We start from the raw sequence: 26,232 nt of genomic DNA on the forward strand, positions 1-26,232 counted from the left end.
ACCCCCGCGGGCCGCCGTCCCCCCCCCGGGGAACAACAAGGCTGAGCACAGCCACCTCAAGGGGCCGCACCCAGCAACACTTTGTTACCGTCGCGTCGTTGAAGCGGCCATAACCGCCCCCTAGATTATCCCTTGCGGACCGGGCCCCTCTGGCGAGGGCTTTCAAAGCCCTCGTGATGTCGGACCGCATCGAGCGCGCTCGGTGCAGGTTTGGACGGTACTCCCCCTTCCCTCCCCACCAAGCCTGAGCCGGGTGCCGCTCGATCGAACTTGCTTCGATTGGAGTTTTCGCACGTGAACCCTCTTTACCAGATCCCCCGCACCGGCGCTGCCGCGGCGCGCTTTGACGAGGGACTGCGCCAGCACATGCTGGGCATCTATCGCAACATGGGGATCGGTCTGGCGATCACCGGCCTCGTCGCGCTCGCCGTGGCGAACACGCCGGTGCTGGTCGCGCTGATCTTCGGCACGCCGCTCAAGTGGGTGGCGATGTTCGCGCCCCTCGCCTTCATCTTCTTCTTCCAGTTCCGCATCGAGCGGATGAGCACCGCCGGCGCCCGCACCGCCTTCTTCGCCTTTGCCGGCGTGATGGGCGTGTCGATGACGAGCATCTTCCTGGTCTTCACCGGGCAGAGCATCGCCATGGCTTTCTTCGCCGCCGCCGCGATGTTCCTGGCGCTCAGCCTGTTCGGCTACACCACCAAGCGTGACCTGACCGGCATGGGCACCTTCCTGTTCGTCGGCCTGATCGCGGTGGTGCTGGTGAGCATCGTCAACGTCTTCATCGGCTCGACGATGCTGCAGACCCTGCTCTCGATCGTCGGCATCGGCGTGTTCGCCGGCCTCACCGCCTGGGACACGCAGCGCCTGAAGAGCGAATATGCCTATTACGGCCGCAGCGAAGCCGCCGACAAGCTGGCGATCATGGGCGCGCTCTCGCTCTACCTGAACCTGATCAACATGTTCCAGCTGCTGCTGAACCTGGTCGGCGAGAGGGAGTAACCGGCATGGCCAGCTTCACCTGCCCCGTCGACGGCACCGTGCTGGTGCCGGTCGAGCGCTCGGGGATCGAGATCGACCATTGCCCCAGCTGCCGCGGCGTGTGGCTCGATCGCGGCGAGCTCGACAAGATCATCGAGCGGAGCGCCGTTCCGGCGGCACCCGTTCAGGCCCAGGCGCCACAGCCGCAATATCGCGAAGAGCGCCCGCGCTACGACGATCGTGCCGGCTACGGCCATGGCGGCGGGAAATATCCGCCGAAGCGCCGCAAGTCGTTCCTCGAGGAACTGTTCGACTGATCCTTTCCCAGCCTGTGTGCACGGCGCAGTCACACGGGCGGACGGGAGCGCGGCCCTTCCACCCCCTCACCTGCGAGGGTCGCGCCCCGTCCAACCCCACTTCCTCCCCGCGCCACACTGGCTATCATGTGATCGCTAACAGGGGAGGAAGACCATGATTACCCGCAGGTCCGTGCTCGGATCGACCGCTGCCGCCCTGGGCGCCGCCGCACTCCCCCTTCCCGCAACCGCAAGCGCCCCCGGCGACTTCGTCACCCGCAAGGGCAACGGCCTCCTTTTCGGCGGCAAGCCCTATCGCTTCGCCGGCAGCAACATGTGGTACGCCGCATGGCTGGGTGCCGACGCGCCCTGGGGCAATCGCGACCGCCTCCGCCGCGAACTCGACACGCTGGCGGGCATCGGCGTGCGCAACCTCCGCATCGCCGCCTCGGCCGAGGATTCGCCGCTCAAGAACTCGGTGAAGCCCGCCTTCCGCACCAGGGGCAGCGCCTGGAACCCGGCGCTGGTCGATGGCCTGGCCTATGCGCTCGCCGAGATGGGCAAGCGCGACATCAAGGCCGTGCTCTACCTCACCAATTTCTGGGAATGGTCGGGCGGGATGATGACCTACCTGTCCTGGGTGAATGGCGGGAAGTATCTCGACATGAACGACCCCGCGCATCCCTGGCCCGAATTCCCGGACATGACCGCGCAGTTCTACGCGAACAGCGAGGCGGTCGGCCTCTTCCATGACTATGTCCGCGCCACCGTGAAGCGCCATGCCGGTGACCCCACGATCATGGCCTGGCAGCTCGCCAACGAACCGCGCCCGGGCGGCAGCCCCAAGTCCGCCGAGCCTTTCCTCGCTGCGTATAATGGCTGGATCCAGAGCACCGCGAAGCTCATCAAGTCGCTCTCGCCCAGGCACCTCGTCTCGACCGGCAGCGAGGGCCTCAAGGGCTCGATCGAGCGCGCCGATGTCTACAAGGCCGCGCATGCCTTCCCCGAGATCGACTATCTCACCGCGCATATCTGGCCGCTCAACTGGGGCTGGGTCGATGCCAGGAACATTGCCGGCACCAACGACGCCAGCTTCGCCAAAGTGCGCGAGTATATCGCCCAGCACATCGGGCTGGCGACCGAGATCGGCAAGCCGCTGGTGATCGAGGAATTCGGCTATCCCCGCGACGGCGGCGGCTATGATCCGGAGAGCGCGACCAGCTTCAAGGACGGCTATTACAAGCTGATCTACGACGCGGTGGAGGCCAATCCGGGCATCATCGCCGGCTCGAACTTCTGGGCATGGAACGGCGAAGGCCGCCCGGTGCACGGCGACCACCGCTTCAAGCCCGGCGACACCGCCTGGCTCGGCGACCCGCCGCACGAACCGCAGGGCTGGTACGGCGTGTTCGACAGCGATGCGAGCACACGGGCGGTGGTGGCCGCCCATGCGAAAGCCCTCGCCCCGGTATAGTTTGGCTAGGCCGGGGCCAAGCAAGCGTCGGTTGAAGCAAAAGGTGTCGGGGCGCATCTGCCACTGATGGCGACCCTTCTCGATCCAACCGCGCGCGGGCGCGTGATTCTCGTTGGTGCCGGCCCGGGCGATCCGGGCCTGCTCACCGTGCGCGCCGTCGAGGCGCTCAAGCAGGCGGACGTGCTCGTCCATGACGGCCTTGTCGATCCCCGCGTCCTCGATCTCGCGCCCCAGGCCCACCGCATCTCGGTCGCCAAGTCGCGCTCGAAGCACACCGTGCCGCAGGACGCGATCAACGCGCTGATCGTCGCGCATGTGAAGACAGGCGCGATCGTCGTGCGCCTCAAGGGCGGCGACCCGTTCATCTTCGGCCGCGGCGGGGAGGAAGTCGAAGCCGTGCGCGCTGCCGGGCTCCCGGTGGAAGTCATCCCCGGCATCTCCGCCGCGCTCGGCGCCGCCGCCGAGGTCAACCTGCCGCTCACCCACCGCGACTGGTCGAGCGCGGTCAGCTTCGTCGCCGGCCAGTGCAAGGGCCTGTCCGAGCAGGACTGGTCCGGCCTGGCCGGCAAGGGCCGCACGCTGGTGATCTACATGGGCGTCGCCACCTGCCCGGACATCAGCGAGAAGCTGATGAACGACGGCGTTTCGCCCGACATGCCCGTCGCCGTGCTCGAGCGCGGCACGCTGGAGGGCAGCCGCGCGCTGCGCACCATCCTCGCCGATCTTGGGCCGATGGTGAGCCGCGAGAAGGTCAAGAGCCCCGCGATCATCATCGTCGGCGAAGTCGTCATGCTGGCCGACGCCCAGGACAAGCTCGGCCAATGGGCCAAGGCGGCGGAGGCGCTGGCATGAAGCTGCTCACCGGCAACGACCTCGCCAGCGGCGACGTCACCTGGTGGACCGGCTCGGGCTGGTCGCGCCATGTCGAGGACGCCGTCGATGTCGGCGACCAGGGCGAGGCGATCGCCCATGCCGAGGAGGGCGCGCGCCGCGTCAACGGCCCCTATGTGATCGACGCGACCCTTACGCCCGAGGGCCCGCGCCCCGCGCATATCAAGGACCGCATCCGCGCGCTCGGCCCCACCGTCCGCCCGGACCTGACCCTCAAGCCCGCCGACCCCAATGCCGGCAGCTGGGTGATCTGACATGTACAAATACGACGAATATGACCATTCCATCGTCGCCGCGCGCGTCGAGGAATTCCGCGACCAGGTGACCCGCCGCCTAGCCGGCCAGATCACCGAGGACCAGTTCAAGCCGCTGCGGCTGATGAACGGCCTCTATCTCCAGCTCCATGCGTACATGCTGCGCGTCGCGGTGCCCTATGGCACGCTCGACAGCCGCCAGATGCACATGCTGGCGCACATCGCCCGCAAGTACGATCGCGGCTATGGCCATTTCACCACCCGCCAGAACCTCCAGTACAACTGGATCAAGCTCGAGGACGCGCCCGACATCCTCGCCGAGCTGGCGACGGTCGAGATGCATGCCATCCAGACCAGCGGCAACTGCATCCGCAACATCTCCTCGGACCAGTTCGCCGGCGCGGCCGCCGACGAGCTGACCGATCCGCGCCCCTGGGCCGAGCTGCTGCGCCAGTGGAGCACCTTCCACCCCGAGTTCAGCTACCTGCCGCGCAAGTTCAAGATCTGCGTGATCGCCGCCGAGGAAGACCGCGCGGCGATGCGCCTGCACGATATCGGCATCCAGATCGTCGAGAAGGACGGCCAGCTCGGTGCCGCGATTTACGTGGGCGGCGGCATGGGCCGCACCCCGATGATCGCCCCGCTGATCAAGGACTTCGTGCCCTTCGACGATTTCGTCAGCTATCTCGAGGCCTGCCTGCGCGTCTACAATCGCTATGGCCGCCGCGACAACATGTACAAGGCGCGGATCAAGATCCTGATCCACGAGCTCGGCGCGGACAAATACGCCGCCGAGGTCGAGGAGGAGTTCGCCGCGGTGAAGGCGCTCGGCATCGATCCGCCCCAGGCCGAGTTCGACCGCATCGCCGCCCATTTCGCGCCGCCCGCCTATGACGCGGACGCGCCCGACACGCTCGATCGCAGCGATCCCGATTTCGCCGTCTGGCTCGACCAGAACGTCTCGGCGCACAAGCAGCCGGGCTATGCGGTCGTCACGATCAGCCTCAAGCCGATCGGCGGCATTCCCGGCGACGCCACCGCCGACCAGATCGACCTGATGGCCGATCTCGCCAAGGCCCACAGCTTCGACGAGCTGCGCGTCACCCACGCCCAGAACATCGTGCTGCCGCATGTCCGCAAGGCCGATCTCTACGCGCTCTGGCAGCAGCTGCGCGACGCCGGCCTGGCCGAGGCCAATCTCGACCTGATCAGCGACATCATCGCCTGCCCGGGCCTCGACTATTGCAGCCTCGCCAACGCCCGCTCGATCCCGCTGGCGCAGAAGATCGCAACGCGCTTCTCGGACATCGGCCGCCAGCGCGAACTCGGCGAGCTCAAGCTCAAGATCAGCGGCTGCATCAATGCCTGCGGCCACCATCATGCCGGCCATATCGGCATCCTCGGTGTCGATCGTAAGGGCGTCGAGAACTACCAGCTGCTGCTCGGCGGCTCGGGCGCGGAGGACGTGTCGCTCGGCACGATCACCGGCCCCGGTTTCAGCGAGGACGGGATCGTCGACGCGATCGAGAAGGCCACCAACGTCTATCTCGCCCGGCGCGAGGACGGCGAGCGCTTCCTCGACACCTATCGCCGCCTCGGCATGGCCCCGTTCAAGGAGGCAATTTATGGGTGATCTACTGCGCTACCGCGACGACGAGGCGCATGAGGAGCCCGCGGTCACGCTCGACGCGTTCCTCGGCCAGTCCAACGCCACGGCCGTCCGCATCGAGAGCGGCGAGGACGCCCGCGTCCTCCTCCCCTATCTCGATCGCATCGCGCTGGTCGAAGTGAGCTTCCCCAAGTTCCGCGACGGCCGCGGCTATTCCACCGGCCGCATCCTGCGTGAGGCGGGCTATCAGGGAGAGCTGCGCGCCCAGGGCGATGTGCTGGTCGACCAGATCCCGCTGATGCGCCGCTGCGGCTTCGACAGCTTCGCGCCCGAGGCGCCGGTCGACGAAGCCGTGCTCGCCGCCAGCCTGGCGCGCTACGAGTTCCACTATCAGGCCGCCGCCGATCCGGCGGTGCCGGTATGGAAACGCCGGCATGGCTGAGGCCGCGCGCAAGGTGGACCGGGAGATCGACCGCATCGACGTCGCCCCGCGCTGGACGGCGGCCGACGCGATCCGCCTGAACAACCTGTTCCGCGGCACCGACACGCCCGAGATGCTGCGCGAAGTGCTGGGCAACCATATGCTCGGCGACGTCGCGCTCGTTTCCTCCTTCGGCGCCGAGAGCGCGGCCCTGCTCCATCTCGTCGCCCAGGCCGATCCCAACACCCCTGTGATCTTCCTCGATACCGGCAAGCATTTCCCTGAGACGCTGGCCTATGTACGCGAGCTTGCGGACTTCATCGGCCTCACCAACCTCCAGATCATCGCGCCCGATGCCGAGACGATCGAGAAGCGCGATGCCACGGGCCTGCGCTGGTCCTATGATCCGGACGGCTGCTGCGAGATCCGCAAGGTCATCCCGCTCGAAAAGGCGCTGGCCGGCTTCGATGCCAGCATCACCGGCCGCAAGGCATTCCAGGCCTCCACCCGCAACGCCCTGCCCCGCTTCGAGCTCGACGGCGACCGGATGAAGTTCAACCCGCTGGCCAGCTGGACCAAGCAGGACATCGAGGCCTGGTTCGAGACGCACGACCTGCCCCGCCACCCGCTGGAGGCGCAGGGCTATCTCTCGATCGGCTGCGCGCCCTGCACCAGCGTGGTCAAGCCGGGCGAAGACCCGCGCTCGGGCCGCTGGCGCGGCTGGGACAAGACCGAGTGCGGCATCCACACGCCGGTGGAAGACGGCGACCCCAACCAGCCGAGCTTCTGATAGCCTGGGGGCGATGTCGATTCGTCCCCTGCTTCCGCTGTTCGCGCTGCTCGCCACCGCGAACGCCCCCGCTCCCGACTGGCGCCTTGGACCCGGCGAGGCCCCGGCGTATTTCGCCGCCCGTATCCTCGGCCGATCCGAAGGCGATCTGAACATCGTCGATGCGGCTTGGAACACCCGCCGCACGATCTTCACCGACTATCAGCGCACCGAACGCGAGAAGGACTACAACGTCACCTATCGCGAGCTGTTTGCGCTCGTGCAGCAGCCGGCCGGTGACTGGCGGAAGATCGCCGTCACCACCGGAGAGGAAGAAGGCGGCGAGGCGGAAGTCGCGGCGGTCGGCTTCGCCAATGCCGATCGCGATGCGGACCGCGAGCTGATCGTCATCCTCAAATGGCCGCAGCAGCATTACGACTATAGCGGCGCCTTCTACGAGGTCCGCCTGTTCGACACGCCCGCCGCCGGCAAGCCAGCGCTGGCCTATCTCGAAGGCGTCAGCAAGAAGTTCGGCGGCGTCGGCTGCGAGTGCAGTTCGCGCGAGGGCGGCGACACCCACTATCGCTTCAAGACGATCGCCGCGGTGAAGCAGGAGCTGAAGCGGCTGGGTTACTGAACCGGGCAGCTATATCCCACCGGCTCGCTCCACCCCTTGTCCAGTGCGCGCAGCGCCCGATCATAGGCCGGATCGCGGGTTACCCGCACCTCGCCCATCCGCGGCGGAACCAGGCATTGCGGCCACAGCCCATGATTTTCCGGGCTCTCCTTCCAGGTGAAGCGGAAGGCGAGCAACGGGATGCCGATCTCCATTCCCGAATTGGGCAGGGTCAGCTCCCATTTATAGCCGCTGGTGTTGCCGCCATGGGTGCCGCCCACTTCCTCGCCGACTAGCAGCCCGCGCCGGGTCGCGAACAGCATGGATGCGAGTTCGGCACCGCCTGAAAAAGTGTAGCCGCCGGCCAGCACCGCCAGCTGCCCCTTGTAGACCGGGCTGGCCTTTTCCCAGCGCGTCATCAGCCCCTCGGGCGGCGCGTTGATGCGCAGCAGGTCGCCGTTGGGCGCCGCCTCCACCGTCTTCAGCTCGTCCGCGTCGTAGATTTCCTGCTCGAACACCTTGCCCGACAGGCTGGTCACCCGAAGCTTGTTCGGCCGCGAGCGGACCGACGCGTATTTCTGGAACGGCTCCTCGACCAGATAGGACAAGAGGATGCTCTCGTTCGGCTCCGATCCGCCGCCATTGTCGCGCAGGTCGAGGATCAGCTTCTTCGCGCCCCGCGCGGCAAGCTGCTCGAAGATCGCCTGGATCGTCTTGCGATAGTCCGCCCCCGCCGCCCGGTAGCGCCGGTTGCTGAACGTGGGGACGTAGAGATAGGCGGTATCGGCATTGACCCAGCTCAGCGTCGCCACCGGATCGGGATCCGCCGGCGGCGCCGGGCGGGCGCTGACCGGCACCGGCTTCAGCCGCCGCGTCATCAGCTTGCCGTCGGGCAGCTTGAGCTCCACCAGATAGTCGGGCTCGTTGCCGCGCAGCCACCACCGCGCCATCGCATAGCCGCGCCCCTCCCGGTCGCGCATCACGCCGGTACGGTTGTCGCCGTCATGCGGGCTCACCTGCATCATCTCGGCGATCATCGAGGAATCCCAGGTGCCGTTCAGCCAGGTCAGCTGGGTGCCCGGCGGGATATCCGCGGCTTCGCCATAGCCCGCCGTGACGAATGCCCCATTGTCGGCCCAAAACAGGTCGAGCGGGAACAACCGCGCCGATTCCCGGTACCGGCAATTCATCCCGTCGCTGCGCGCGACCGAGAGATGCCCCTCGCCGATCCCGCGCAGCAACGGGCTCAGCGCGCGGAACAGTTCCTCCTCGCTCGTCGCTTTAGCCGCTTGCGCGCGCGCCACGGCCTTGCGCCGCGCCCAGTCCTCGGGCCTTTGCCGCCAATGGATATCCGGGAGCCCCGCCTCGGCCGCGGAGATCGCCAGTTCGAGATCCTCCCGCGCCTGTTCGGGCGTGAGCTGGCCGGCCGGGCAGGCGATCGCAAGAGCAAATGCCAGGAACATGCCTGTTTGATACGCCGGCGTATCGAACCGCGTCGACAGAATATCTCAATCCAATGCAGATCTTCGCCGGCTTGGTTCCCCGGCGAAGGCCGGGGCCCAGTCTCGGCGCAGCTGGTTGGAACGGTCAAACCTCTCGAACGACGTCGCAACAGTCCTACCCGCAGCAGAACGCGACGCGCCTATACCCGGTTAGCGCTCGCGCATGATCCGCTCGACCCGGTTGGTCAGGTCGTCCACCGCGAAGGGCTTGGTCAGCACTTCCATACCATGCTCGATATGGCCGTGGTTGAGCACGGCGTTCTCGGCATAGCCGGTGACGAACAGCACCTTGAGTTCCGGCCGCGCCACTCGCGCCGCATCGGCCACCTGCCGGCCGTTGAGCCCGCCCGGCAGGCCGACATCAGTGATCATCAGGTCGATCCGCTCGGCCCCCTCCAGCAGCCGCAGGCCCGCCGGTCCGTCGGCGGCCTCGATGCAGGAATAGCCCAGTTCGCCCAGCGCATCGACGATCAGCATCCGCACGGTCGGCTCGTCATCGACCACCAGCACGGTCTCGCCGGCATGGCTGCGTGCCACGGCACCGCCGCCCAGTTCAGGCGCGGGCGCGTCTTCCTCGCCCAGGTGCCGGGGCAGGTAGATGCACACCATCGTCCCCTGGTCGAGTTCGGAATAGATCCGCACATGGCCATGGCTCTGCCGCGCGAAGCCATAGACCATCGACAGGCCCAGCCCCGTCCCCTCGCCCAGCGGCTTGGTAGTGAAGAAGGGATCGAACACCCGGTCGAGGATGTCGCGCGGGATGCCGACGCCGGTGTCGCTCACGCACACCGTCACATATTGCCCCGGATCGAGCCCGCGCTCGCGCGCCGTGCGGTGGTCGAGCCATTTATTGCCCGTCTCGATCGTGATCTTGCCGCCGCCCGGCATCGCGTCGCGGGCGTTGATGCACAGGTTGAGGATCGCATTCTCGAGCTGGTTGGCATCGACCAGGGTCGGCCACAGCCCGCCTGCCGCGATCGTCTCGACTTCGATCGCCGGGCCCACCGTACGCTGCACCAGCTCGACCAGGTCGGTGAGCAGCCGGTTGATCACCACGGCCTTGGGCGACAAGGTCTGCCGGCGCGAGAAGGCCAACAGCCGGTGGGTCAGTGCCGCCGCCCGCCGCGTCGCGCCCTGCCCGGCGGTAAGGTATTTGTCGACGTCGCGGTTGCGCCCCTGCGACAGCCGCGTCCCGATCATCTCGAACGCGCCCGAGATGCCGGCGAGCAGGTTGTTGAAGTCGTGCGCGATCCCGCCGGTCAGCTGGCCGACGGCTTCCATCTTCTGCGCCTGGCGCAGCGCCTCCTCGGCATTGCGAAGCCGGGTCTGTTCCTGCAGCCGGTCGGTCACGTCATAGGCGAACTGATAGGCGCCGATCTGCTTGCCCGCGGCATCGTGCAGCGGGCTGAAGCGCACTTCGTAGAAATGCTCCTCGTCGCTGCCCTGCCCGGTCTCGACGATTTCGGTGAAGCTCTCGCCCGCCAGCGCCCGCGCCCAGAGCGCATCGACCGAGGCGCGCAGCTCGGCATGGTTGACCACCAGGTCGGCCATCCGGTCGCCCACGCGCGGATAGACGCCGAATACCGTCTCGAACTCGCGCGCCGCCGCGCCGTTGATCGCCACCCAGCGCCGGTCCATGTCGACCACCTGGATGAACGCGGCGGTGCCCTCGACCACGTCCGCGAGCACCCGCCGCTCGGCCAGTGCGTCGGCGACGCGGGCCTCCAGCGTCTCGTTGAGCCGCTGGAGATCGATCTCGGCCCGCCGTCGCTCGGTCACGTCCTCGAACAGCACCGCCACCTGCTTGCGGCTCGCCGGCTCCAGCCGGAAGGCGGAGAGCGACAGATAGCGCCGCGTCGCCTCCAGCTCGCGCTCGAAGCGGATCGGCTCGCCGGTGCGCAGCACCTCGCCATAGCGCGCCACCCAGTCGCCCGCCTCGTCGGGCACCATCTCGCGCACCTTCTGCCCCACGACATTGGGGATGCCGGCATGGCGCGCATAAGCGGCATTGGCCTCGACATGGACATAGTCGCTCAGCGGCCCGTGCGGCCCGTCGAAGAACTCGATGACGCAGAAGCCCTCGTCCATCGAATCGAACAGCGCGCGGTAGCGCAGGTCGGCCTCGTCGCGCCGCCGCAACTCGCGCCGCGCATCGAGCTGCGCCATCACCTGGCGCGCCAGCACCTTCAGCGTGCGCTGCTGCAGCTCGCTCAGCTGCTTCGGCGCGGTATCGAGCACGCAGAGCGTCCCGATCGGCCAGCCTTCCGCCGACTTGAGCAGCGCGCCCGCATAGAAGCGCAGGTGCGACTCGCCGGTCACCAGCGGATTGCAGTCGAACCGCCCGTCCCGCGTCGCGTCCGGCACCTCGAGGAAATCCGCCTCCAGGATCGCATGCGCGCAGAAGCTGGTCTCCAGCGGCGTCTCGCGCACGCCCAGCCCCACTTCGGCCTTGAAGAACTGCCGGCCCTCGCCGACCAGGTTCACCACCGCGATCGGCGTGCCGCAGATGTCCGCCGCCAGGCGCGCGATCTCGTCGAACGCCGCCTCGGGCTCGGTATCCAATATGTCATAGGCCGCGAGCGCCTCGAGCCTTTGCCGCTCGCGCCCTTCCGCCATGTTCTCTGTCATCGACCCGGGGAAACCGCTCTCTCCACCACGCCGCGGGACCGCGACGCTAGCTGCTAGACGCTTGGCGGGCGATTTGGTTTCGATGCGCTACCGAAACCATCAATAACCGCCCGGCGCCAGGTCGCTGAACTTGGTGAACTGGCGGTCGAAGCGCAGGTCGACCGTGCCGGTCGCGCCGTGACGCTGCTTGGCGATGATCACGCTCGCCTTGTTCGCCACCTGCAGCTGGTGGTCCTGCCAGGCCTGGTATTTCGCGATCTCGTCCGGCGTCGAGTTGCCGTCGGGCACCTTGGGCGCCTTGAAATCGTGGTAGTATTCGTCGCGGTACACGAACAGCACGATATCGGCGTCCTGCTCGATCGAGCCCGATTCACGAAGGTCGGAGAGCTGCGGACGCTTGTCCTCGCGGCTTTCCACCGCGCGGCTGAGCTGCGACAGCGCCAGCACCGGCACATGAAGTTCCTTCGCCAAGGTCTTGAGACCACGGCTAATTTCCGAAATTTCCTGCACGCGCCCGTCGCCCGATGCCTTGGCCGAGCCGGTCAGCAGCTGGAGATAGTCGACCACGACGAAGCCGATCTTGTACTGGCGCTTGAGACGCCGCGCACGCGTGCGCAGCGCCGCGATCGTCAGGCCCGGCGTATCGTCGATATAGAGCGGCAGCCGCTCGAGATCGCCCGCCGCCCGCGCGAACTTCATGAACTCCGGCCCGGAGATATTGCCGGTACGCAGCTTCTCCGACGACACTTCGGACTGTTCGGAGAGGATACGCAGCGCCAGCTGGTCGGCCGACATTTCGAGGCTGAAGAACGCAACCGGCGCGCCGATCGACTTCTCCTCGGGGATCCCCGCCTCGATATCGTCGAGGTAGCGCTTGGCCGCGTTGAACGCCATGTTGGTGGCGAGCGAGGTCTTGCCCATGCCCGGGCGGCCGGCAAGGATCAGAAGGTCGGAGCGGTTGAGACCGCCGGTCATCGCGTTGAAGTCGGTCAGGCCCGAGGTGATGCCCGATACGCTGCCGCCCGAGTTCATCGCCCGCTCGGTATGCCGCACCGCCACCGTCGCGGCGCGGGTGAAGCTCTTGGCGCCCGTATCCTCGCCGCCCTTTTCCGCGACTTCGTAAAGCTTTAGCTCGGCCTGTTCGATCTGCTTGGCAGGATTGATCTCCTGGCTGGTATCGAGCGCATTGTCGACCAGGTGGCGCCCCACGCCCACCAGAGCGCGCAGCACCGCCAGGTCATAGACCTGGTCGGCGAAGGCGCGCGCGCCGATCAGGCTGGCCGGGTTGCCGGTCAGCTGCGCGAGATAGGCCGGGCCGCCCAGCTCCTTCATCGCCGGGTCCGCCGCGAACAGCGGCTTGAGCGTCACCGGCGTAGCCAGCCGGTTATCGCCCACCATCGTCGCGATCGCGTCATAGATCCGCCCGTGCAGCGGCTCGAAGAAATGCTCCGGGCGAAGCTTCTGCAGCACGTCTTCCGCGACTCGGTTGTCGATCATCATCGCGCCGAGCAGCGCCGCTTCCGCCTCCACGTTCGCGGGCAGGCTCAGGCCTTCGGGAGAATCGGGAATCGGAAGGGGGATCGGTTGCGCCATCCCCATCCTATGCGCACCGCCCGGCGTTTCCGGCAACCGCACAGCTTGTGGAAAACGGTAATAGGTCCCAAAGCAAGGCCGATATGTCCGCAGATCCGCGCATCATCGACGTCACGCTCGACGAGCGCACGATTCTGTGGCGCTCGGCCGATATCGAGCAGGAGCGCCGGATCGCGATCTTCGACCTGCTCGAGGACAATCACTTCGCCCCCCAGCGGCACCAGGCGGACGGCTATGCCGGCCCCTACAAGCTCCACCTCGCGGTGCAGGAAGGCCGGCTCGCGCTCGAGATCAAGCGCGAGGACGGGTCCCAGCAGGAGACGCTTGTCCTCGGCTTGGCGGCATTCCGCCGCCCGATCCGCGATTACTTCGCGATCTGCGACAGCTATTATGCCGCGATTCGCAACGCCACGCCCGCCCAGATCGAAACCGTCGACATGGCACGGCGCGGCATACACAATGACGCGGCGTCGCTGCTCAAGGAACGGCTGGAAGGCAAGATCGACGTGGATTTCGACACTGCCCGCCGCCTGTTCACGCTGATCTGCGTGCTCCACATAAAAGGTTAGGGACGTTGCACATCCGCGTTCTCGTACGCCGGCTGCGCTTCGTCGTGCCGGCGCTTTTGCTTCTGGCCCTGCTCGGCTGGAGCGCCTGGCTGTTCGCCTCGCGCTGGCGCCCCTCGCCCACCGATTTCCCGGTCCAGGGTGTCGATGTGTCGGAGGAAACCGGCCCGATCGAATGGTGGACCGCCAAGAAGGCCGGCATCGACTTCGCCTATATCCGCGCGACCAGCGGCGCCCAGGCGCGCGACCTGCGCTTCCCGGAGAACTGGCGCTGGACCTTCGAGGCCGGCATCCGCCGCGGCGCGCTCCACGTCTATTCGCTCTGCCAGCTCGCCGCCGACCAGTCGGGCAATTTCATGAGTACGGTGCCGCGCTCGGACGACCAATTGCCGCCCGCCGTCGAGATCGATTTCCAGGCCGAATGCCGCGCCCGGCCCGAGCGCCAGGTGGTGATCGGCGAGCTCGGCCGCTTCCTGCATGACGTCGAGACGCATATCGGCAAGCCGGCGATCCTGCTGGTCTCGAGCCGCTTCGAGGACCAGTACCGCCTCAGCGACGCCTTCCCGCGCCTGCTCTGGGCGCGCCAGGGCTTCTTCCCCCCCTCGTATTTCGCGCGGCCATGGTCGATATGGCAGGCAAACCGCCACCGCCGGATCGAGGGCGTGGGCAAACCGGTCAATTGGGATGTGATGGCGAAATGAGCGAAGTGAACCCCAGGGCGCTGATCGAGGCCGCGCGCGAAGCCTCGAAGAACGCCTATGCCCCCTATTCGAACTTCGCCGTCGGCGCCGCCGTGCTGCTGTCGGACGGCAGCGTCGTGACCGGCGCGAATTTCGAGAATGCCAGCTACGGCCTGTCGCTCTGCGCCGAGACGGTGGCACTGGCCAGGACCAGCAGCGACGGCCGCCTCAAGGACGTGGTCGCGATCGGCGTGATCGGCGGCCGGATGGGCCACGCCGACACCGCACCGGTCAGCCCCTGCGGCCGCTGCCGCCAGATCATCAACGAAGCCGCCCAGCTCGGGGGCCGCGACCTGCCGGTATTCTGCGGCGGCGCGACCGGCGACGAGATCGCCGAATACACGCTCTCCCAGCTCCTCCCCGCGGCCTTCGGGCCGAAGGACCTCGGGCTGGCCTAGACTGGATCGACATCCAGCCCCTTCTTGGTTCCCCGGCGAAGGCCGGGGCCCAGTTTCGGCGCACCAACAAAGGCGCGGGAACCTCACGAACGGCATCGAAACCGGGCCCCGGCCTTCGCCGGGGAACGGGAAGTGGAAGCGCAAGTGTCAACATCGCGCTCCCCTCGCTGCATGCATTCCCCTCCCCGCAAGGGCGGGGAGCAACAGCTCCCCACCTCCGGCATTGCCCGCAATCGGCGCGTAACCGGATCTTAGCTACGATCCCGCTATCCCGGCTCGTCCGGCTGGCGGAGCGCTCGCAATGGATGGTGTATCGATCGCAAAGCAGGGAAATCGACGCCCGGCGGCCCCGTTGGCGGCGATCCTGCTTGCCTGGCCGCTCGTCCATCTCGCCGCGCTGCTGCTCGTTCCCGCCCAGGCCAAGCCGCTTTCCTTCGCCTTCCTGATCCTCGCCCCGCTCGCCGCCGCGCTTGCCTGCGGCCTGCGCGCCCGGCGGCGGCGCAATGCCGATGGCTGGATCGCACTCGCGCTGGCGATGCTGCTCTGGGCAAGCGGGATGACGGTGAACATGTGCGCCGATCTGCTGCTCGCCGATGCCGGGCCGATCACCGGGCTCAGCATCCTGTTCTATGTCCTGTACGGCGTGCCGCTCACCTTCCTGGTCGCCAGCCCCGCGCGCGATCCCTGGCCGGCCCGGCTGGTCGACGGGCTGCTCGCCGCGGCGCTGGGCTGGATCTTCTGGGTCCATACCTTCACCTTCGCGACGATCACCGATGCAAGCGCCGAGGGCGTGCTCAACCTGCGGCTGATGTTCGACATCCAGAACCTGTTCGTGCTGCTGTTCGCGCTGGTCCGCCACCGGGCGAGCACCGATCCGCAGCGCCGCGCCCTGTTCGGTACGCTGGCGCTGTTCGCCGGCGCCTATCTGCTGGTCGCCGGCTATATCAATCACTTCCAGATGGAAGCGGATTTCGGCCAGCTCCCCGATGTCCTTATCGGTCTTCCCTTCCTGCTGCTCGCCTGGCTGGCCCTCCGCCCCGCGCCATCCTCTCTCGAGCGCAGGCGCGCATCCTCGCCGCGCTTCTCGCTGCTGGTCCATGCCGGCAGCCCGCTGATGCTGCCGCTGACGCTGCTCGCCGTATCCGGGCCGCTGATCTCGCGCGCGCCGGGCCTGGCGGTGGGCGGCTTCATCGCCGCCTTGCTCGGCTACGGCCTGCGCAACATCCTCGTCCAGATGCGCAGCTTCGACGAGCGCGATCGCCTCACCCGGCTTTCGCGGATCGACGCGCTGACCGGCCTCGCCAATCGTCGCCAGTTCGACGAGACGCTGCTTGCCGAATGGAACCGCGCACGCCGCTCGGGAACCCCGATCGCGCTCGCCCTGATCGACATCGATCATTTCAAGCAGCTCAACGACGGGCTTGGCCATCCGGTCGGCGATGCCCGGCTGCGTTCGGTCGCCGAGGCGCTGGCCGCCACCGCGACGCGCGGCGGCGATCTGGTCGCGCGCTATGGTGGTGAGGAATTCGCCGCGATCCTGCCCGGCATCGATGCGAACATCGCGGCCGATCTCGCGGAGCGGATGCGCCGGGACATTGCCGGGCTGGGCCTTGCGTCCCCGGCCCCGGGCGGGATCGTGACCGTCAGCATCGGCCTCGCCGCGCTTGTCCCGGATGCGGCGAGCGAACCGGCCGAGCTGCTCGCCATGGCCGACTCGGCGCTCTACGGCGCCAAGCGCAGTGGCCGGAACGCGGTGATGCAATGGCAGGTGGAAGCCCCGGCGATACCGGCGCCCGGTCCCAGGCCGCTGCGCGGCGCGGCCTGATCCCCCCGAACGAGGCTCTTGCAGCCGCGCCCCGGATCGGGATGTTGCGCGCATGACGACTCTCGCGACCACCACGATCCGCCCCTTCGTCCCCGGCGGCAAGGATTTCGCCCTCTCCAAGCGCTTCTACCAGGCGCTCGGCTTCGAGCTGACTTTCGAAGCGGGCGGCGTGGCCGGTTTCGCCTGCGATTCCGGCAGCTTCCTGCTCCAGGACTATTATCATCAGGGCTGGGGCGACAATTTCATGATGCAGCTCATCGTCAAGGATCTCGACGCCTGGTGGGCGCATATCCAGTCGCTAGACCTGCCCGGCCAGTTCGGCGTCGCCGAGCCCAAGCCCCCCGCGCTGATGCCCTGGGGCCTCACCCTCACCTATGTGTTCGGCCCCTGCGGCGAGCTGTGGCACGTGGTGCAGGGGTAAGGCCGCGATCCGGCGATACCGGGGGAAGCAGGCCTTCGCCTGCCGGCGCCCTCCGGCACCCCACGCTTCAGTTCCCCGGCGAAGGCCGGGGCCCAGTTGCAATGCGCCCGATCGGGACGCCTGTGCCCTCCAACGTCATCTGCTCCCTAACATCGTCTGCGCGCCCTTCGTCATCGCCACCCCACTCCGTCATCCCCGCCCCACTCCGTCATCCCCGCCCCACTCCGTCATCCCCGCCCCACTCCGTCATCCCCGCGAAGGCGGGGATCCATTCTGGCTGACCGAAGTGAGTCCCAATTGCCCACAGCGCCAATGGATCCCCGCCTTCGCGGGGATGACGACGGAAAGATAATCCCTCCCTCACCACTCAACTCACCAATCCGGCACCCTTGAAATGTAGGATATCACCTGCTTGGTTCACGCGGCCCGCGTGCGACCGCGGCCGCTCCTTGACTTCGTTGGCGAACCTTACCGCCCGCCCAGATAGCTCCCCGGCAGCTCGCCGGTGCCCACCACGATCCTCTGGAGCACGACATTGTCGTCGATCCGCCAGACCTTGAGCACATGCCTGCCCGCGGCGATGTCCGGGAAGCGCGCGGTGAGCGTGCGGGCATTGTCCTCCACCGCGCGGTTCCAGTCGCGCTTGGGCTGGCTGTCGGCGGCGTTGGGCGCCGGAGTGAGCAGGTCGCTCAGCAGCTGCACCGGGCCATCGTCGATCGACACGCCGATGCGCAGCTTGCCGTCCGCGCCGGTGCCGAGCGTCGGCACCAGGATCAGCTGCACGGCCAGCGGGCCCGGCTTGCCGGCGGTGACCGCGTATTCCAGCCGCACGCCGTCCTCGGGCGTCGTTGCCGGCTGGCCCTGGGGCAGTGCCAGCACCGCGCCCTTGGTGCGTCCCAGGTGCGGGATCGTGCGCCAGGCCAGTCCCTTGCCACCCACGGCGCGGGCATAGTCGCCGGCCTCGATCGTCGCGGCGTCGGTCCCGACCTTGTGCAGGTCGATCGCGGTGATGCGCGGGCCGCCGGTCACCCGCTTCACTTCGGGCATCACCTGTTTCTCGGGCTGCTGCCAGTTGGTGTAGCCGATATGGGTCTGGAGCATCATCCCGTCCCATTTGCCGCCGGCGATCGCGTGGTAGCGGTCGCTCAGCTGCTGGTCGCGGGCGAAGAATTGCTCGGCCTGGTCGGCATAGTCGTTGGCGCGCGGGTCGTTGGCGGCGGCGAGGCTGCGGTTGCGGGCGACCGCGTAGTAGAGCCGGTACAGGTTCGCCATGGCCGCGATCGGGTGTTCGACCAGCTGGAAGTACGAATCCCTCCCCTGCGGCCCGACGCGCAATTTTTCGGCCAGCATGGCTTTCTCCAGCTGGTCCCATTCGGCAACCATCGCCCCGAACTCCGCCGGCCCAAAGCTCCCGGCATCGATCAGCTCCGGCTTCCGCCGCGCGGCAAGCTGGGAATAGCGCGTCAGCAACGCCCCGATCGCCTTGCCCCGCCCCGCCCCGAACTGTTCCGCGGCCCATTGCGCGGGATAGGCGGCCAGCGCCTCCGTGGTCATCGCCTCGGGGTTCCAGGCCTGCTTCATGAAGAAGCTCAGCGGATATTCCATCGGCTTCAAATCGCCGACATTGACGATCCACAGCGCCCTGGCCCCACGCTGCCAGGCCAGGTCCATCTGCTGCCAGCTCTTCTCGATCTGGTTGGTGTTCAACCACTTGTAGTTGCGGGGACCACCGACATAATCGAAGTGGTAATAGACCCCATACCCACCCTTGCGCGGGGCGCTGCCAGGATCGGGAAGCCGCCGCACCTGCCCCCAATTGTCGTCGGCGAACAGCAGGATGACATCGTCCGGCACCTGCATGCCGTGGTCGTAATAATCCTGCACCTCCTTGTAGAGCGCCCAGACCTGCGGCGTCTTGTCGGCCGGTTTGCCGGTCACTTCGGCGATGATCCCGCGCTGGTCGGCGACGATGCCCTCCAGCAGCCTGGTCGCGGTGCCCTCCGCCATCGGCTCGTCGCCATCGCCGCGCATGCCGACGGTCACCAGGCTCTCATAGCCCTTGCCGTCCCCCTTCGACATCATCCGCTCGATCCCGCCCCGCCAGAAGGCGCGCAGATTGGCGGCGTTGGTCGTATAGTCCCACTTCCCCCCGGTCACCCCGCCGGCGGTGTTCCGGTGCCATTCGTCCTGCGCGCGCGTCATCGGCTCGTGGTGCGAGGTGCCCATGACGATGCCCATCTCGTCGGCGAGGATCTTGTTTTGCGGATCATCGTCGTTGAAGGCGCGCGGCGCCCACATCGCCGGCCACAGATAATTGCCCTTCAGCCTGAGCTCGAGCTCGAAGATATGCGCATAAGCCTTTGCGTTTGCACCGCCAAATTTTCTCTGCGCCCACGTGGAGAAGGCCGGAGCCTCGTCGTTGATGAAGAAGCCGCGATAGCGCACCTTGGGCTGGTCGCGGCGCGATCCGGCAGTGAGGTAGACGTTCGCGCGCTTCGCCACCGGCACGTCTGCGAACCAGTGCCAGGGCGAAACGCCGATCTTCTCGGACAGGTCATAGGCGCCATAGACCGCGCCACGGCGATCCGAGCCGACAATCACCAGCGCGCGCGTCACGCCCGGCGCGGGATTGTCGACCACGATCTGGCGGAACGCCTCCCACTCGCCGGCAAGGTCCTGCGCCTTGATCTTGCCGTCGCGGACCAGCGCATCGATCATCGGGCTCTGTCCGAGCACACCGATCATCACCACCGCGCCGACTGCACCAGGCTGCCCCAGCCGCGGCGCGGCCCTCGTGCCGCTCACACGCGCGAGATCGCCGGCAAACCCCTTAGCGGCATGGCGCACCGCAGGGTCCGCGGCCGGATCGACCAGCACGGTCGCGGGCTCGCCGCCCGAGATCAGCGCAAAGCTCGTCCCGGCGGCCGTCGGGCAAACCGTCACCGCACCTTCACAGGCCAGCGCCGGCATCGAAGCCACCGTCGCAGCCAGTGCAGCCGCCACCAATCCGCGCATACCCTCTCCCGTATCTATTTGTCTGCGTTATGCGCACCCGATCGCAATCGGGCAACAGGGACTTGCCCCGCCGCTCGCTTCCGGCAAAACCGGGCGCATGATCCTTTCAGACCGCTGGATTCGCGAACAGGCCCAAACCACCGGGATGATCGAGCCCTTTGTCGAGGCGCAGCGCCGCGAGGGCTGCATCAGCTACGGCCTCTCTTCCTATGGCTATGACGCGCGCGTCGCCGACGAATTCAAGATCTTCACCAATGTCGATTCGGCGGTGGTGGACCCCAAGGACTTCGCGGCGAACAGCTTCGTCGACCGCAAGACCGATGTCTGCATCATCCCGCCCAACAGCTTCGCGCTGGCCCGGACGGTGGAGTATTTCCGCATCCCGCGCGACACGCTCGTGATTTGCCTGGGCAAATCGACCTATGCGCGCTGCGGGATCATCGTGAACGTCACCCCGCTCGAGCCCGAATGGGAAGGCCATGTGACGCTCGAATTCTCGAACACGACGCCGCTGCCCGCCAAGATCTATGCGAACGAAGGCGCCTGCCAATTCCTGTTCCTCAAGGGCGATCAGCCTTGCGAGACCAGCTATGCCGATCGCGCAGGCAAATATATGGGCCAGCGCGGCGTTACCCTGCCCCGGCTCTAAGCTTCTGACCTGAAATGGAAAAGGCGCCGGGATGGGCCGGCGCCTGTCAGCCCCCCGGGCTGTCGCCGCCGACCGCGCGAGAGGGATGCGCGGTCGCCGACTCTGGTTCGCGCCTTAGCGCGAAGTCAACTGGAGCGCATTGACGCGCTGGAGGCCTTTGTTGGCGACGGCGTAGGAAGTCGACTGCCGGTCACCGGGCAGGTCCATCTCGAAATTCCGCTGCGCGAGCACCTGGCGATAGAGATCGCGGGCTTCGGTGGCGCGGCCGGTCTCGGCATAGATGGCGGCAAGGTTGAGCAGAAGCTCGGGCGCGCCTGGATTCTGGCGCAGCTGGGCGGTGAGCTGGCGCTCTGCCTGGGCATATTGGCCATGCTGGATGGCAGTACTTGCTACAGGGTCCCCGTCCGGGCGCTGGGCCTGCGCGGGCAGCGCGGCGAGCGCGAACGGGGCGGCTGCAAGGACAATGAGCGCGGTGCGCATAACTCCTACTCCTTCTGTTACGCCACGGAGACACTTCCATGACTCTTTGAAGACAATAGTGTTACACTTCCATGACTACCCTGCAAGCGCATTTGCGCCGATCCGTAGATATACGGGGCAAAAGAAAAGGCGGCCCCGAAGGACCGCCTTTCCTGTTTCCGGATCCAGGCCCCGAGGGGCAGCGGATCAGAAGTCGTTGCGATACTGCTCGTTGCCGACGAAGCCGAGCTTGGTCACATTCGCGCGCTTGATGATCGCGAGAATGCGGTCGACAACGTCGTACGGCGTCTGCGGATCGGGCTGGAAGTGCAGCTCCGGCTCCGGCGACATCTGCAGCGACTGGTCGAGATACTGACGCAGCGTCACATCATCGACCGGCATGCTGTTCCAGAACACCTGGCCCTGCGCGTCGATATAGACCTTGTTCTTGGTCGCTTCGACGATCGGCGCCGTGTTGTTGCTGTTCTGCGGAAGGTCGACCTTCACGGCATGCGTCTGAATCGGGATCGTCATGATGATCATGATGAGGAGCACCAACATGACGTCGATCAGCGGCGTCGTGTTGATTTCCATCATCGGGCCGTCGTCACCGCCGCCGCCCACGCTCATACCCATAGTCTAAACTCCTTTGAGCCGGCCGTCAGAGACGAACCGTGGCCGAACCGGCGGGCGGTTCAGAGATGAAGCCGACCTTGGCGAACCCGGCCATCTGCATGGCATAGATCGTGCCACCGATGCAGCGGTACGGCGTGTTCACGTCGCCGCGGATGTGCACTTCGGGGAGCTCGAGGCCGGCAGCGTTGATGCCGCCCTGCTTGTCGATCTCGGCCCGCAGCTTCTTCGCGCCACGCTCGACCAGCTCCTGGCTGGTCACCGGGGTCATGCCCCAGAACACTTCACACTTGCCGCCATTGGCCGTGACCGAGAGCGAGACGTTCTCGGGCTTGGTGGTCGTCGGCTCGAACTGGACCTTCGGCAGCTCCAGCTTCACCGTCTGGATCACGACCGGAACCGTGATCAGGAAGATGATGAGGAGCACCAGCATCACGTCGACGAGCGGCGTGGTATTGATGTCCGACATGGGGGCGTCATCACCGCCACCCCCTCCTACGCTCATCGCCATTGCGCGCTATCCTATTCTTCTAATCCAATCCCCTGCCCCGAGGGGCTGGAGAGGGCCGCGCACCCGGGAGGGAGCGCGGCCCGTATATTCCAGATCGCTTAGGCGCGCGGCGCGGTGCTGGTGGTCGCGGCCGGAGCGGCCTTGGCCGGAGCAGCCTTGGCAGCGGTCGGGCGCACGCGGCCGTCCGAAGCCAGGTAGCCGAGCAGATCGTTCGAGAACGCGTTCAGGCTCTCGTTGATCTTCTTGTTGCGAGCCTGCAGCCAGTTGAAGGCCAGCACGGCCGGAACGGCGACGGCGAGACCGACGGCGGTCATGATCAGCGCTTCACCGACCGGACCGGCGACCGCGTCGATCGACGCCTGGCCAGCCGCACCGATCTTCACGAGTGCGCGGATGATGCCGATAACGGTACCGAACAGGCCGATGAACGGAGCGGTCGAACCCACGGTAGCGAGGAACGACAGGCCGCTCTTCAGCTGCGAGTTGATCAGGTCTTCCGAGCGAGCGAGCGAACCGTGCAGCCAGTCATGGGCTTCGACCGGATCGGTCAGCTTCGAGTGCTGCTCCTGAGCAGCCAGGCCGTCGTCGACCAGCTGGCGATAGGCCGAGTTCTTCTCGAGCTTCGCGGCGCCTTCGCGCAGGCTGTTGGCGTTCCAGAAGCCGGCGCGGACGCGCTTCGCCTGGTTGAGGATCTTCTGCTGCTCGAACAGCTTGGTGAACAGGATGTAGAGCGAGAAGAAGAGCATCAGCACGAGGATGCCGAACACCGTCTGCGAGATCAGGCCGCCCTCACGGAGCGCGGGAATCAGGCCGTACGGATTTTCCTTGGGCGCCGCAGCGGCGAGAATGGTGGTGAGCATTGTCGGTTCTTTCCTCTAACTAAATAGCGCTTTTTGTTTCCAAATCCGGCGCGCACCGGATCGGCGCGCGCCATCCAAATCACACGGCCTAGCTCGGAATCTTCCAGGTGAAGCTGCCGTTATACGGTGCCGGGATCTTGTTGCCACCCTCGTCCTCGGCCGGGTTGAACCGGGCGCGGCGCTTGAGGAGATTGCAGGCCGTGCTGTCGAGGACGGACACGCCGCTCGAGCCGGTGACGGTGCAATTGGTAACCTTGCCCGAAGCGTCCACGTCGAGACGGAAACGCACGGTACCGGCCTGCTCGGCGCGCAGCGCGGAGGCAGGATAGTCATCGTCCGTAACCCAGCTCTGCGGCGAACCGCGCGGAGACAGCTTCTTTGCGATCCGCGGCGGAGCCGGCGGCTGCGGCGGAGCCGGCTGCGCGGGCGGAGCCGGCGGGGTGATCGGCGGAGGCGGCGGAATAACCGACGTCGTCGGAATCGGCGGCGCCTGAGTCGGCACCGGAACCTGAGCCGGCGGCACCACGATCTGGGTGGGCGGCGGCGGAACGGGCGTGTCTGGCGGCGGCGGCGGCGGCGGCACTTCCTCCGGCGGGGGCGGCGGCTCCTGCACGTCGAACGTGTTCAGCTTCTCCGCCTGCTTCTTGATGTACTGATATGCTAGGCCAGTGACGAAGGCATATCCCATGCCAGCCACGATGACCGCGACCATGACGATCGCGATTACACGGCTGCCACTTGTATTACGGTCAGCGTAAGCCATTCGGCAACGTCACTCCTCTAATCCCTGACATGCAGTCCTGTGCGGCGGATTTGCGACCCGTGCACATGCCTGCCCGCCGTGCGCTATATGCGTCCTAGTCGGCAGCGGGCGAGTCTCTATCGCGCGCACCCGGAGGACGCAAACCCTTTGTCGGACAATCGGGGCGTACAATCGCCCAATGACAGAATTATTTCTGTATAGCCGAGCCACAATCCGGTAACCCGAACGGCATGAACCGAACCTTTCCCGCCATATTTTATTGCGCGATTGCGCTGACCGCATCCTTAGGTGCAGCCGCTAAACCCCAGCAAATGCAGGCACAAACCGGCCCTGTTTTACCCAGCTATGCCACCTTGGCGCGGCAGGTTACCAGTGCTCCGCTGATCATCGATGCGCGCATCCGCAAGGCGGATCGCCTCAAGGCCGAGGAATCGCCCGGCCTGGCCCCCGGGATGACCCGATTCCTGGTCGAAGCCGATGTTTCCGCCCTGATTCGCGGCACTCAGGCCATGGCGTCGCGCATTACCTACACCGCGGACGTACCCCTCAACGCCAAGGGCAAGCCGCCCAAGCTCGCCAAGCAGCGCGTGCTGCTCTTCGCCCGCACCGTGCCGGGCCGCCCGGCGATGGTGCAGCTCACCGGATTGCAGAGCCAGATGAACTGGTTGCCCGAGCTTGATGCGCAGGTTCGCGCGATCACCAGGGACGCGCTGGCCGCCGATGCACCGCCTGCCATCACCGGGGTCGGCAATGCCTTCCACGTGCCCGGGAGCCTTCCCGGCGAGGGCGAGACCCAGGTCTTCCTGCAGACCGCCAGCGGTGCGCCGGTGTCGCTCCAGATTCTCCGCCGCCCGGGCGAGACGACGCGCTGGAGTGTTTCATTGGGGGACATTGTCGACGAATCGGCCGGCGCGCCGCGGGCGAATACCTTCCTCTGGTATCGCCTGGCCTGCGGCCTGCCGCGCACCCTGCCGGCGGAAGCGGTCGAGTCGGACGACGCCCAGAACGCCGCCAAGGCGCGCGAGGACTATCAGTTCGTCCTGCGCTCGCTGGGACAATGTGCTTGATGTAACCGAGCCCCGGCGAACGCCGGGGTCTCGTGCGGCCGGCGCACGCTCCTGGCCTTAGATCCCGGCTTTCGCCGGGGATGACGGTTATTTCCGTCCGCGCACCAGCGTGATCCCGATCGATTCGCCCTGCTCGGCGATCGCCAGCTTGATGATTCGCACCTCGACCCGGCGCACGCGCGGATCGCCGACGAACAGCGTGTCGCAGATATGCTCGGCCACCGCTTCCACCAGCGTGAAGTGCACGTCCTTGGGCAGCCCGTCGGTCGCCGCGTGCTTCACGTCCATATAGTTCTTGGACGCCTTTAGCGGCGTATCCGGCTCGAAGCGCTCGGGCATGTCGATGTCCACCGTCACCGAGATGCGCAGCGGCTGCGGCAGATGCGTCTCTTCCGAATAGACGCCGGTGAGGACTTCGACTTCCAGGTCGTGCACCTGGAGCTGCAGGGAATCGGACAAGTGGCCTGGGCCTTTTCAGGGGAAACAGGCCGCGGCCCATAGCAGATGCACGCGCTCGCGAAACCCCGCCCCTCCTGCGGCGGAGCGGCTGCGTTATATTCAGTATTGCGAAAGCGCTGATCGTCGCTATCTCGCGCGGCCCCGAGTCCGTGCTCGGCGTTATGAAAGGAATGTATGAAGTGATCGCATTGCTGCCGCTCGGAACCGTGGATCCTCAGGCCGTCGAGACCTTGCTCGACCGTGCTTTTGGTCCGGGCCGACGTGCGCGCACTGCCTACAGGGTTCGCCTTGGCACTTCCGAGATTCCCGAGCTCAGCTTCGCCGCGGTCGGCGACGACGGCAGCCTGCTCGGCTCGATCCAGGCCTGGCCGGTCGCGCTCGAATGCGATGGCAGCGGCAGCGTGCCGATGGTGATGGTTGGCCCCGTCGCCGTGCAGCCCGATCGCCAGCAGGGCGGCATCGGCCGGATGCTGATGGAGCGCATGCTGGAAGCTGCCGAGGCTTCGTCGCTGCCGGGCGCCGATGCGCTGATGCTGATCGGCGACCCCGAATATTATGGCCGCTTCTTCGATTTCACCGCGGAGAAGACGTCTGGCTGGCGTCTACCCGGCCCGTTCGAGCCGCGTCGCCTTCTGGCGAGAGGTGCTGGCGTCCCCGTCGGCCCGGGCATGGTCGGGGCTCGTCTTCGACGGGCGGCCTGAACGCTGATCTGATCGAAACCGGTTCCCGGCGGAAGCCGGGGCCCGGGGCTTCTCTGCCATATCGCTCGCGACCCTGGGCCCCCGGGGGGGGGGGGGGGGGGGGGGGGGAGGGGGGCGGGGGGGGGGGGTGT

The 26,232-nt window shown here is 66.9% G+C and carries 27 protein-coding genes; 17 read left to right on the forward strand and 10 right to left on the reverse strand.

Going from position 1 to position 26,232, the window contains the following annotated elements:
• Nucleotides 1-294 precede the first annotated feature (294 nt).
• The 9 genes from AAHM44_RS21125 (at nucleotide 295) to AAHM44_RS21165 (ending at nucleotide 7,332) form a co-directional block, all read left to right on the forward strand.
• On the forward strand, nucleotides 295-1,002 hold the full coding sequence (locus AAHM44_RS21125) for a Bax inhibitor-1/YccA family protein (RefSeq protein WP_342251219.1): 708 nt from the start codon (nucleotides 295-297) through the stop codon (nucleotides 1,000-1,002).
• A 5-nt stretch (nucleotides 1,003-1,007) separates the two neighbouring features.
• Entirely contained in the window at nucleotides 1,008-1,298 is a 291-nt protein-coding gene (locus AAHM44_RS21130; RefSeq protein WP_269575532.1) for a TFIIB-type zinc ribbon-containing protein, read from the forward strand.
• A 154-nt stretch (nucleotides 1,299-1,452) separates the two neighbouring features.
• Nucleotides 1,453-2,751 carry a glycoside hydrolase 5 family protein gene (locus AAHM44_RS21135; RefSeq protein ID WP_342251220.1) on the forward strand — a complete coding sequence of 433 codons (1,299 nt, stop codon included), beginning with the start codon at nucleotides 1,453-1,455 and terminating at the stop codon, nucleotides 2,749-2,751.
• 66 nt (nucleotides 2,752-2,817) lie between these two features.
• Nucleotides 2,818-3,603 carry a uroporphyrinogen-III C-methyltransferase gene (cobA, locus tag AAHM44_RS21140; RefSeq protein ID WP_342251221.1) on the forward strand — a complete coding sequence of 262 codons (786 nt, stop codon included), beginning with the start codon at nucleotides 2,818-2,820 and terminating at the stop codon, nucleotides 3,601-3,603.
• On the forward strand, nucleotides 3,600-3,896 hold the full coding sequence (locus AAHM44_RS21145) for a DUF2849 domain-containing protein (RefSeq protein WP_269575535.1): 297 nt from the start codon (nucleotides 3,600-3,602) through the stop codon (nucleotides 3,894-3,896). Before cobA ends, AAHM44_RS21145 begins: the two co-directional genes overlap by 4 nt.
• 1 nt (nucleotide 3,897) lies before the next feature.
• Nucleotides 3,898-5,529, forward strand: a complete 1,632-nt coding sequence (locus AAHM44_RS21150) for a nitrite/sulfite reductase (protein WP_342251222.1) — start codon at nucleotides 3,898-3,900, stop codon at nucleotides 5,527-5,529.
• Nucleotides 5,522-5,947 carry a DUF934 domain-containing protein gene (locus AAHM44_RS21155; protein WP_184165541.1) on the forward strand — a complete coding sequence of 142 codons (426 nt, stop codon included), beginning with the start codon at nucleotides 5,522-5,524 and terminating at the stop codon, nucleotides 5,945-5,947. The genes AAHM44_RS21150 and AAHM44_RS21155 overlap by 8 nt, the downstream gene beginning before the upstream one ends.
• The gene (locus tag AAHM44_RS21160) at nucleotides 5,940-6,716 is read left to right on the forward strand and encodes a phosphoadenylyl-sulfate reductase (RefSeq protein WP_342251223.1); all 777 of its coding nucleotides are present in this window, start codon (nucleotides 5,940-5,942) and stop codon (nucleotides 6,714-6,716) included. Before AAHM44_RS21155 ends, AAHM44_RS21160 begins: the two co-directional genes overlap by 8 nt.
• A gap of 13 nt (nucleotides 6,717-6,729) precedes the next feature.
• Complete coding sequence (locus AAHM44_RS21165; protein ID WP_342251224.1) at nucleotides 6,730-7,332, forward strand: hypothetical protein; 603 nt, start codon at nucleotides 6,730-6,732, stop codon at nucleotides 7,330-7,332.
• Here AAHM44_RS21165 and AAHM44_RS21170 read toward each other — a convergent pair.
• The 3 genes from AAHM44_RS21170 to AAHM44_RS21180 all read right to left on the reverse strand — a co-directional run bounded on the left by AAHM44_RS21170 (nucleotide 7,326) and on the right by AAHM44_RS21180 (nucleotide 13,034).
• A complete protein-coding gene (locus AAHM44_RS21170; protein ID WP_342251225.1) occupies nucleotides 7,326-8,774 on the reverse strand; it encodes a S41 family peptidase in 1,449 nt (482 codons plus the stop codon). The two genes, AAHM44_RS21165 and AAHM44_RS21170, sit on opposite strands and share 7 nt — an antisense overlap.
• Before the next feature lie 189 nt (nucleotides 8,775-8,963).
• Complete coding sequence (locus tag AAHM44_RS21175) at nucleotides 8,964-11,441, reverse strand: PAS domain-containing protein (RefSeq protein ID WP_342251226.1); 2,478 nt, start codon at nucleotides 11,439-11,441, stop codon at nucleotides 8,964-8,966.
• 99 nt (nucleotides 11,442-11,540) lie between these two features.
• Nucleotides 11,541-13,034, reverse strand: a complete 1,494-nt coding sequence (locus tag AAHM44_RS21180) for a replicative DNA helicase (protein WP_342251227.1) — start codon at nucleotides 13,032-13,034, stop codon at nucleotides 11,541-11,543.
• A gap of 83 nt (nucleotides 13,035-13,117) precedes the next feature.
• On the opposite strand from AAHM44_RS21180, the gene AAHM44_RS21185 reads away from it, so the two are divergent.
• The 5 genes from AAHM44_RS21185 (at nucleotide 13,118) to AAHM44_RS21205 (ending at nucleotide 16,984) form a co-directional block, all read left to right on the forward strand.
• Nucleotides 13,118-13,603 (forward strand): UPF0262 family protein, encoded by a 486-nt coding sequence (locus AAHM44_RS21185; RefSeq protein ID WP_342251228.1) that lies wholly within the window; start codon nucleotides 13,118-13,120, stop codon nucleotides 13,601-13,603.
• 5 nt (nucleotides 13,604-13,608) lie between these two features.
• The gene (locus AAHM44_RS21190; RefSeq protein ID WP_269575541.1) at nucleotides 13,609-14,301 is read left to right on the forward strand and encodes a GH25 family lysozyme; all 693 of its coding nucleotides are present in this window, start codon (nucleotides 13,609-13,611) and stop codon (nucleotides 14,299-14,301) included.
• Nucleotides 14,298-14,738, forward strand: coding sequence for a cytidine deaminase (locus AAHM44_RS21195; protein ID WP_342251229.1), 441 nt, complete (start codon nucleotides 14,298-14,300; stop codon nucleotides 14,736-14,738). Before AAHM44_RS21190 ends, AAHM44_RS21195 begins: the two co-directional genes overlap by 4 nt.
• Before the next feature lie 352 nt (nucleotides 14,739-15,090).
• A complete protein-coding gene (locus AAHM44_RS21200; RefSeq protein WP_342251230.1) occupies nucleotides 15,091-16,563 on the forward strand; it encodes a GGDEF domain-containing protein in 1,473 nt (490 codons plus the stop codon).
• 52 nt (nucleotides 16,564-16,615) lie between these two features.
• Nucleotides 16,616-16,984, forward strand: coding sequence for a VOC family protein (locus AAHM44_RS21205; protein WP_342251231.1), 369 nt, complete (start codon nucleotides 16,616-16,618; stop codon nucleotides 16,982-16,984).
• Between the two features lie 468 nt (nucleotides 16,985-17,452).
• On the opposite strand, the gene AAHM44_RS21210 is transcribed toward AAHM44_RS21205, so the two are convergent.
• The gene (locus AAHM44_RS21210; protein WP_342251232.1) at nucleotides 17,453-19,999 is read right to left on the reverse strand and encodes a glycosyl hydrolase 115 family protein; all 2,547 of its coding nucleotides are present in this window, start codon (nucleotides 19,997-19,999) and stop codon (nucleotides 17,453-17,455) included.
• Between the two features lie 97 nt (nucleotides 20,000-20,096).
• Between AAHM44_RS21210 and dcd the strand changes: the two genes are divergently transcribed.
• Complete coding sequence (gene dcd, locus AAHM44_RS21215; protein WP_184165512.1) at nucleotides 20,097-20,648, forward strand: dCTP deaminase; 552 nt, start codon at nucleotides 20,097-20,099, stop codon at nucleotides 20,646-20,648.
• 114 nt (nucleotides 20,649-20,762) lie between these two features.
• On the opposite strand, the gene AAHM44_RS21220 is transcribed toward dcd, so the two are convergent.
• From AAHM44_RS21220 to AAHM44_RS21240, 5 genes are all read right to left on the reverse strand, one after another.
• Nucleotides 20,763-21,128, reverse strand: a complete 366-nt coding sequence (locus AAHM44_RS21220) for a tetratricopeptide repeat protein (protein WP_269575546.1) — start codon at nucleotides 21,126-21,128, stop codon at nucleotides 20,763-20,765.
• Between the two features lie 186 nt (nucleotides 21,129-21,314).
• On the reverse strand, nucleotides 21,315-21,737 hold the full coding sequence (locus AAHM44_RS21225; protein WP_184168252.1) for an ExbD/TolR family protein: 423 nt from the start codon (nucleotides 21,735-21,737) through the stop codon (nucleotides 21,315-21,317).
• Between the two features lie 31 nt (nucleotides 21,738-21,768).
• Nucleotides 21,769-22,251 carry an ExbD/TolR family protein gene (locus AAHM44_RS21230; RefSeq protein WP_269575547.1) on the reverse strand — a complete coding sequence of 161 codons (483 nt, stop codon included), beginning with the start codon at nucleotides 22,249-22,251 and terminating at the stop codon, nucleotides 21,769-21,771.
• 98 nt (nucleotides 22,252-22,349) lie between these two features.
• Nucleotides 22,350-23,111 carry a MotA/TolQ/ExbB proton channel family protein gene (locus AAHM44_RS21235; RefSeq protein ID WP_184165503.1) on the reverse strand — a complete coding sequence of 254 codons (762 nt, stop codon included), beginning with the start codon at nucleotides 23,109-23,111 and terminating at the stop codon, nucleotides 22,350-22,352.
• Between the two features lie 88 nt (nucleotides 23,112-23,199).
• Entirely contained in the window at nucleotides 23,200-23,874 is a 675-nt protein-coding gene (locus AAHM44_RS21240; RefSeq protein ID WP_184165500.1) for an energy transducer TonB, read from the reverse strand.
• A 230-nt stretch (nucleotides 23,875-24,104) separates the two neighbouring features.
• On the opposite strand from AAHM44_RS21240, the gene AAHM44_RS21245 reads away from it, so the two are divergent.
• Entirely contained in the window at nucleotides 24,105-24,941 is an 837-nt protein-coding gene (locus tag AAHM44_RS21245; protein WP_260396027.1) for a hypothetical protein, read from the forward strand.
• A gap of 87 nt (nucleotides 24,942-25,028) precedes the next feature.
• Here AAHM44_RS21245 and AAHM44_RS21250 read toward each other — a convergent pair whose 3' ends face one another.
• Complete coding sequence (locus AAHM44_RS21250) at nucleotides 25,029-25,400, reverse strand: dihydroneopterin aldolase (protein ID WP_184165498.1); 372 nt, start codon at nucleotides 25,398-25,400, stop codon at nucleotides 25,029-25,031.
• Nucleotides 25,401-25,579: 179 nt separating this feature from the next.
• On the opposite strand from AAHM44_RS21250, the gene AAHM44_RS21255 reads away from it, so the two are divergent.
• Nucleotides 25,580-26,101 (forward strand): GNAT family N-acetyltransferase, encoded by a 522-nt coding sequence (locus AAHM44_RS21255; RefSeq protein ID WP_269575548.1) that lies wholly within the window; start codon nucleotides 25,580-25,582, stop codon nucleotides 26,099-26,101.
• Nucleotides 26,102-26,232: the final 131 nt, after the last annotated feature.

The organism is Sphingomonas sp. OTU376, assembly GCF_038440415.1.
GTDB lineage: Bacteria > Pseudomonadota > Alphaproteobacteria > Sphingomonadales > Sphingomonadaceae > Sphingomonas > Sphingomonas kyeonggiensis_A.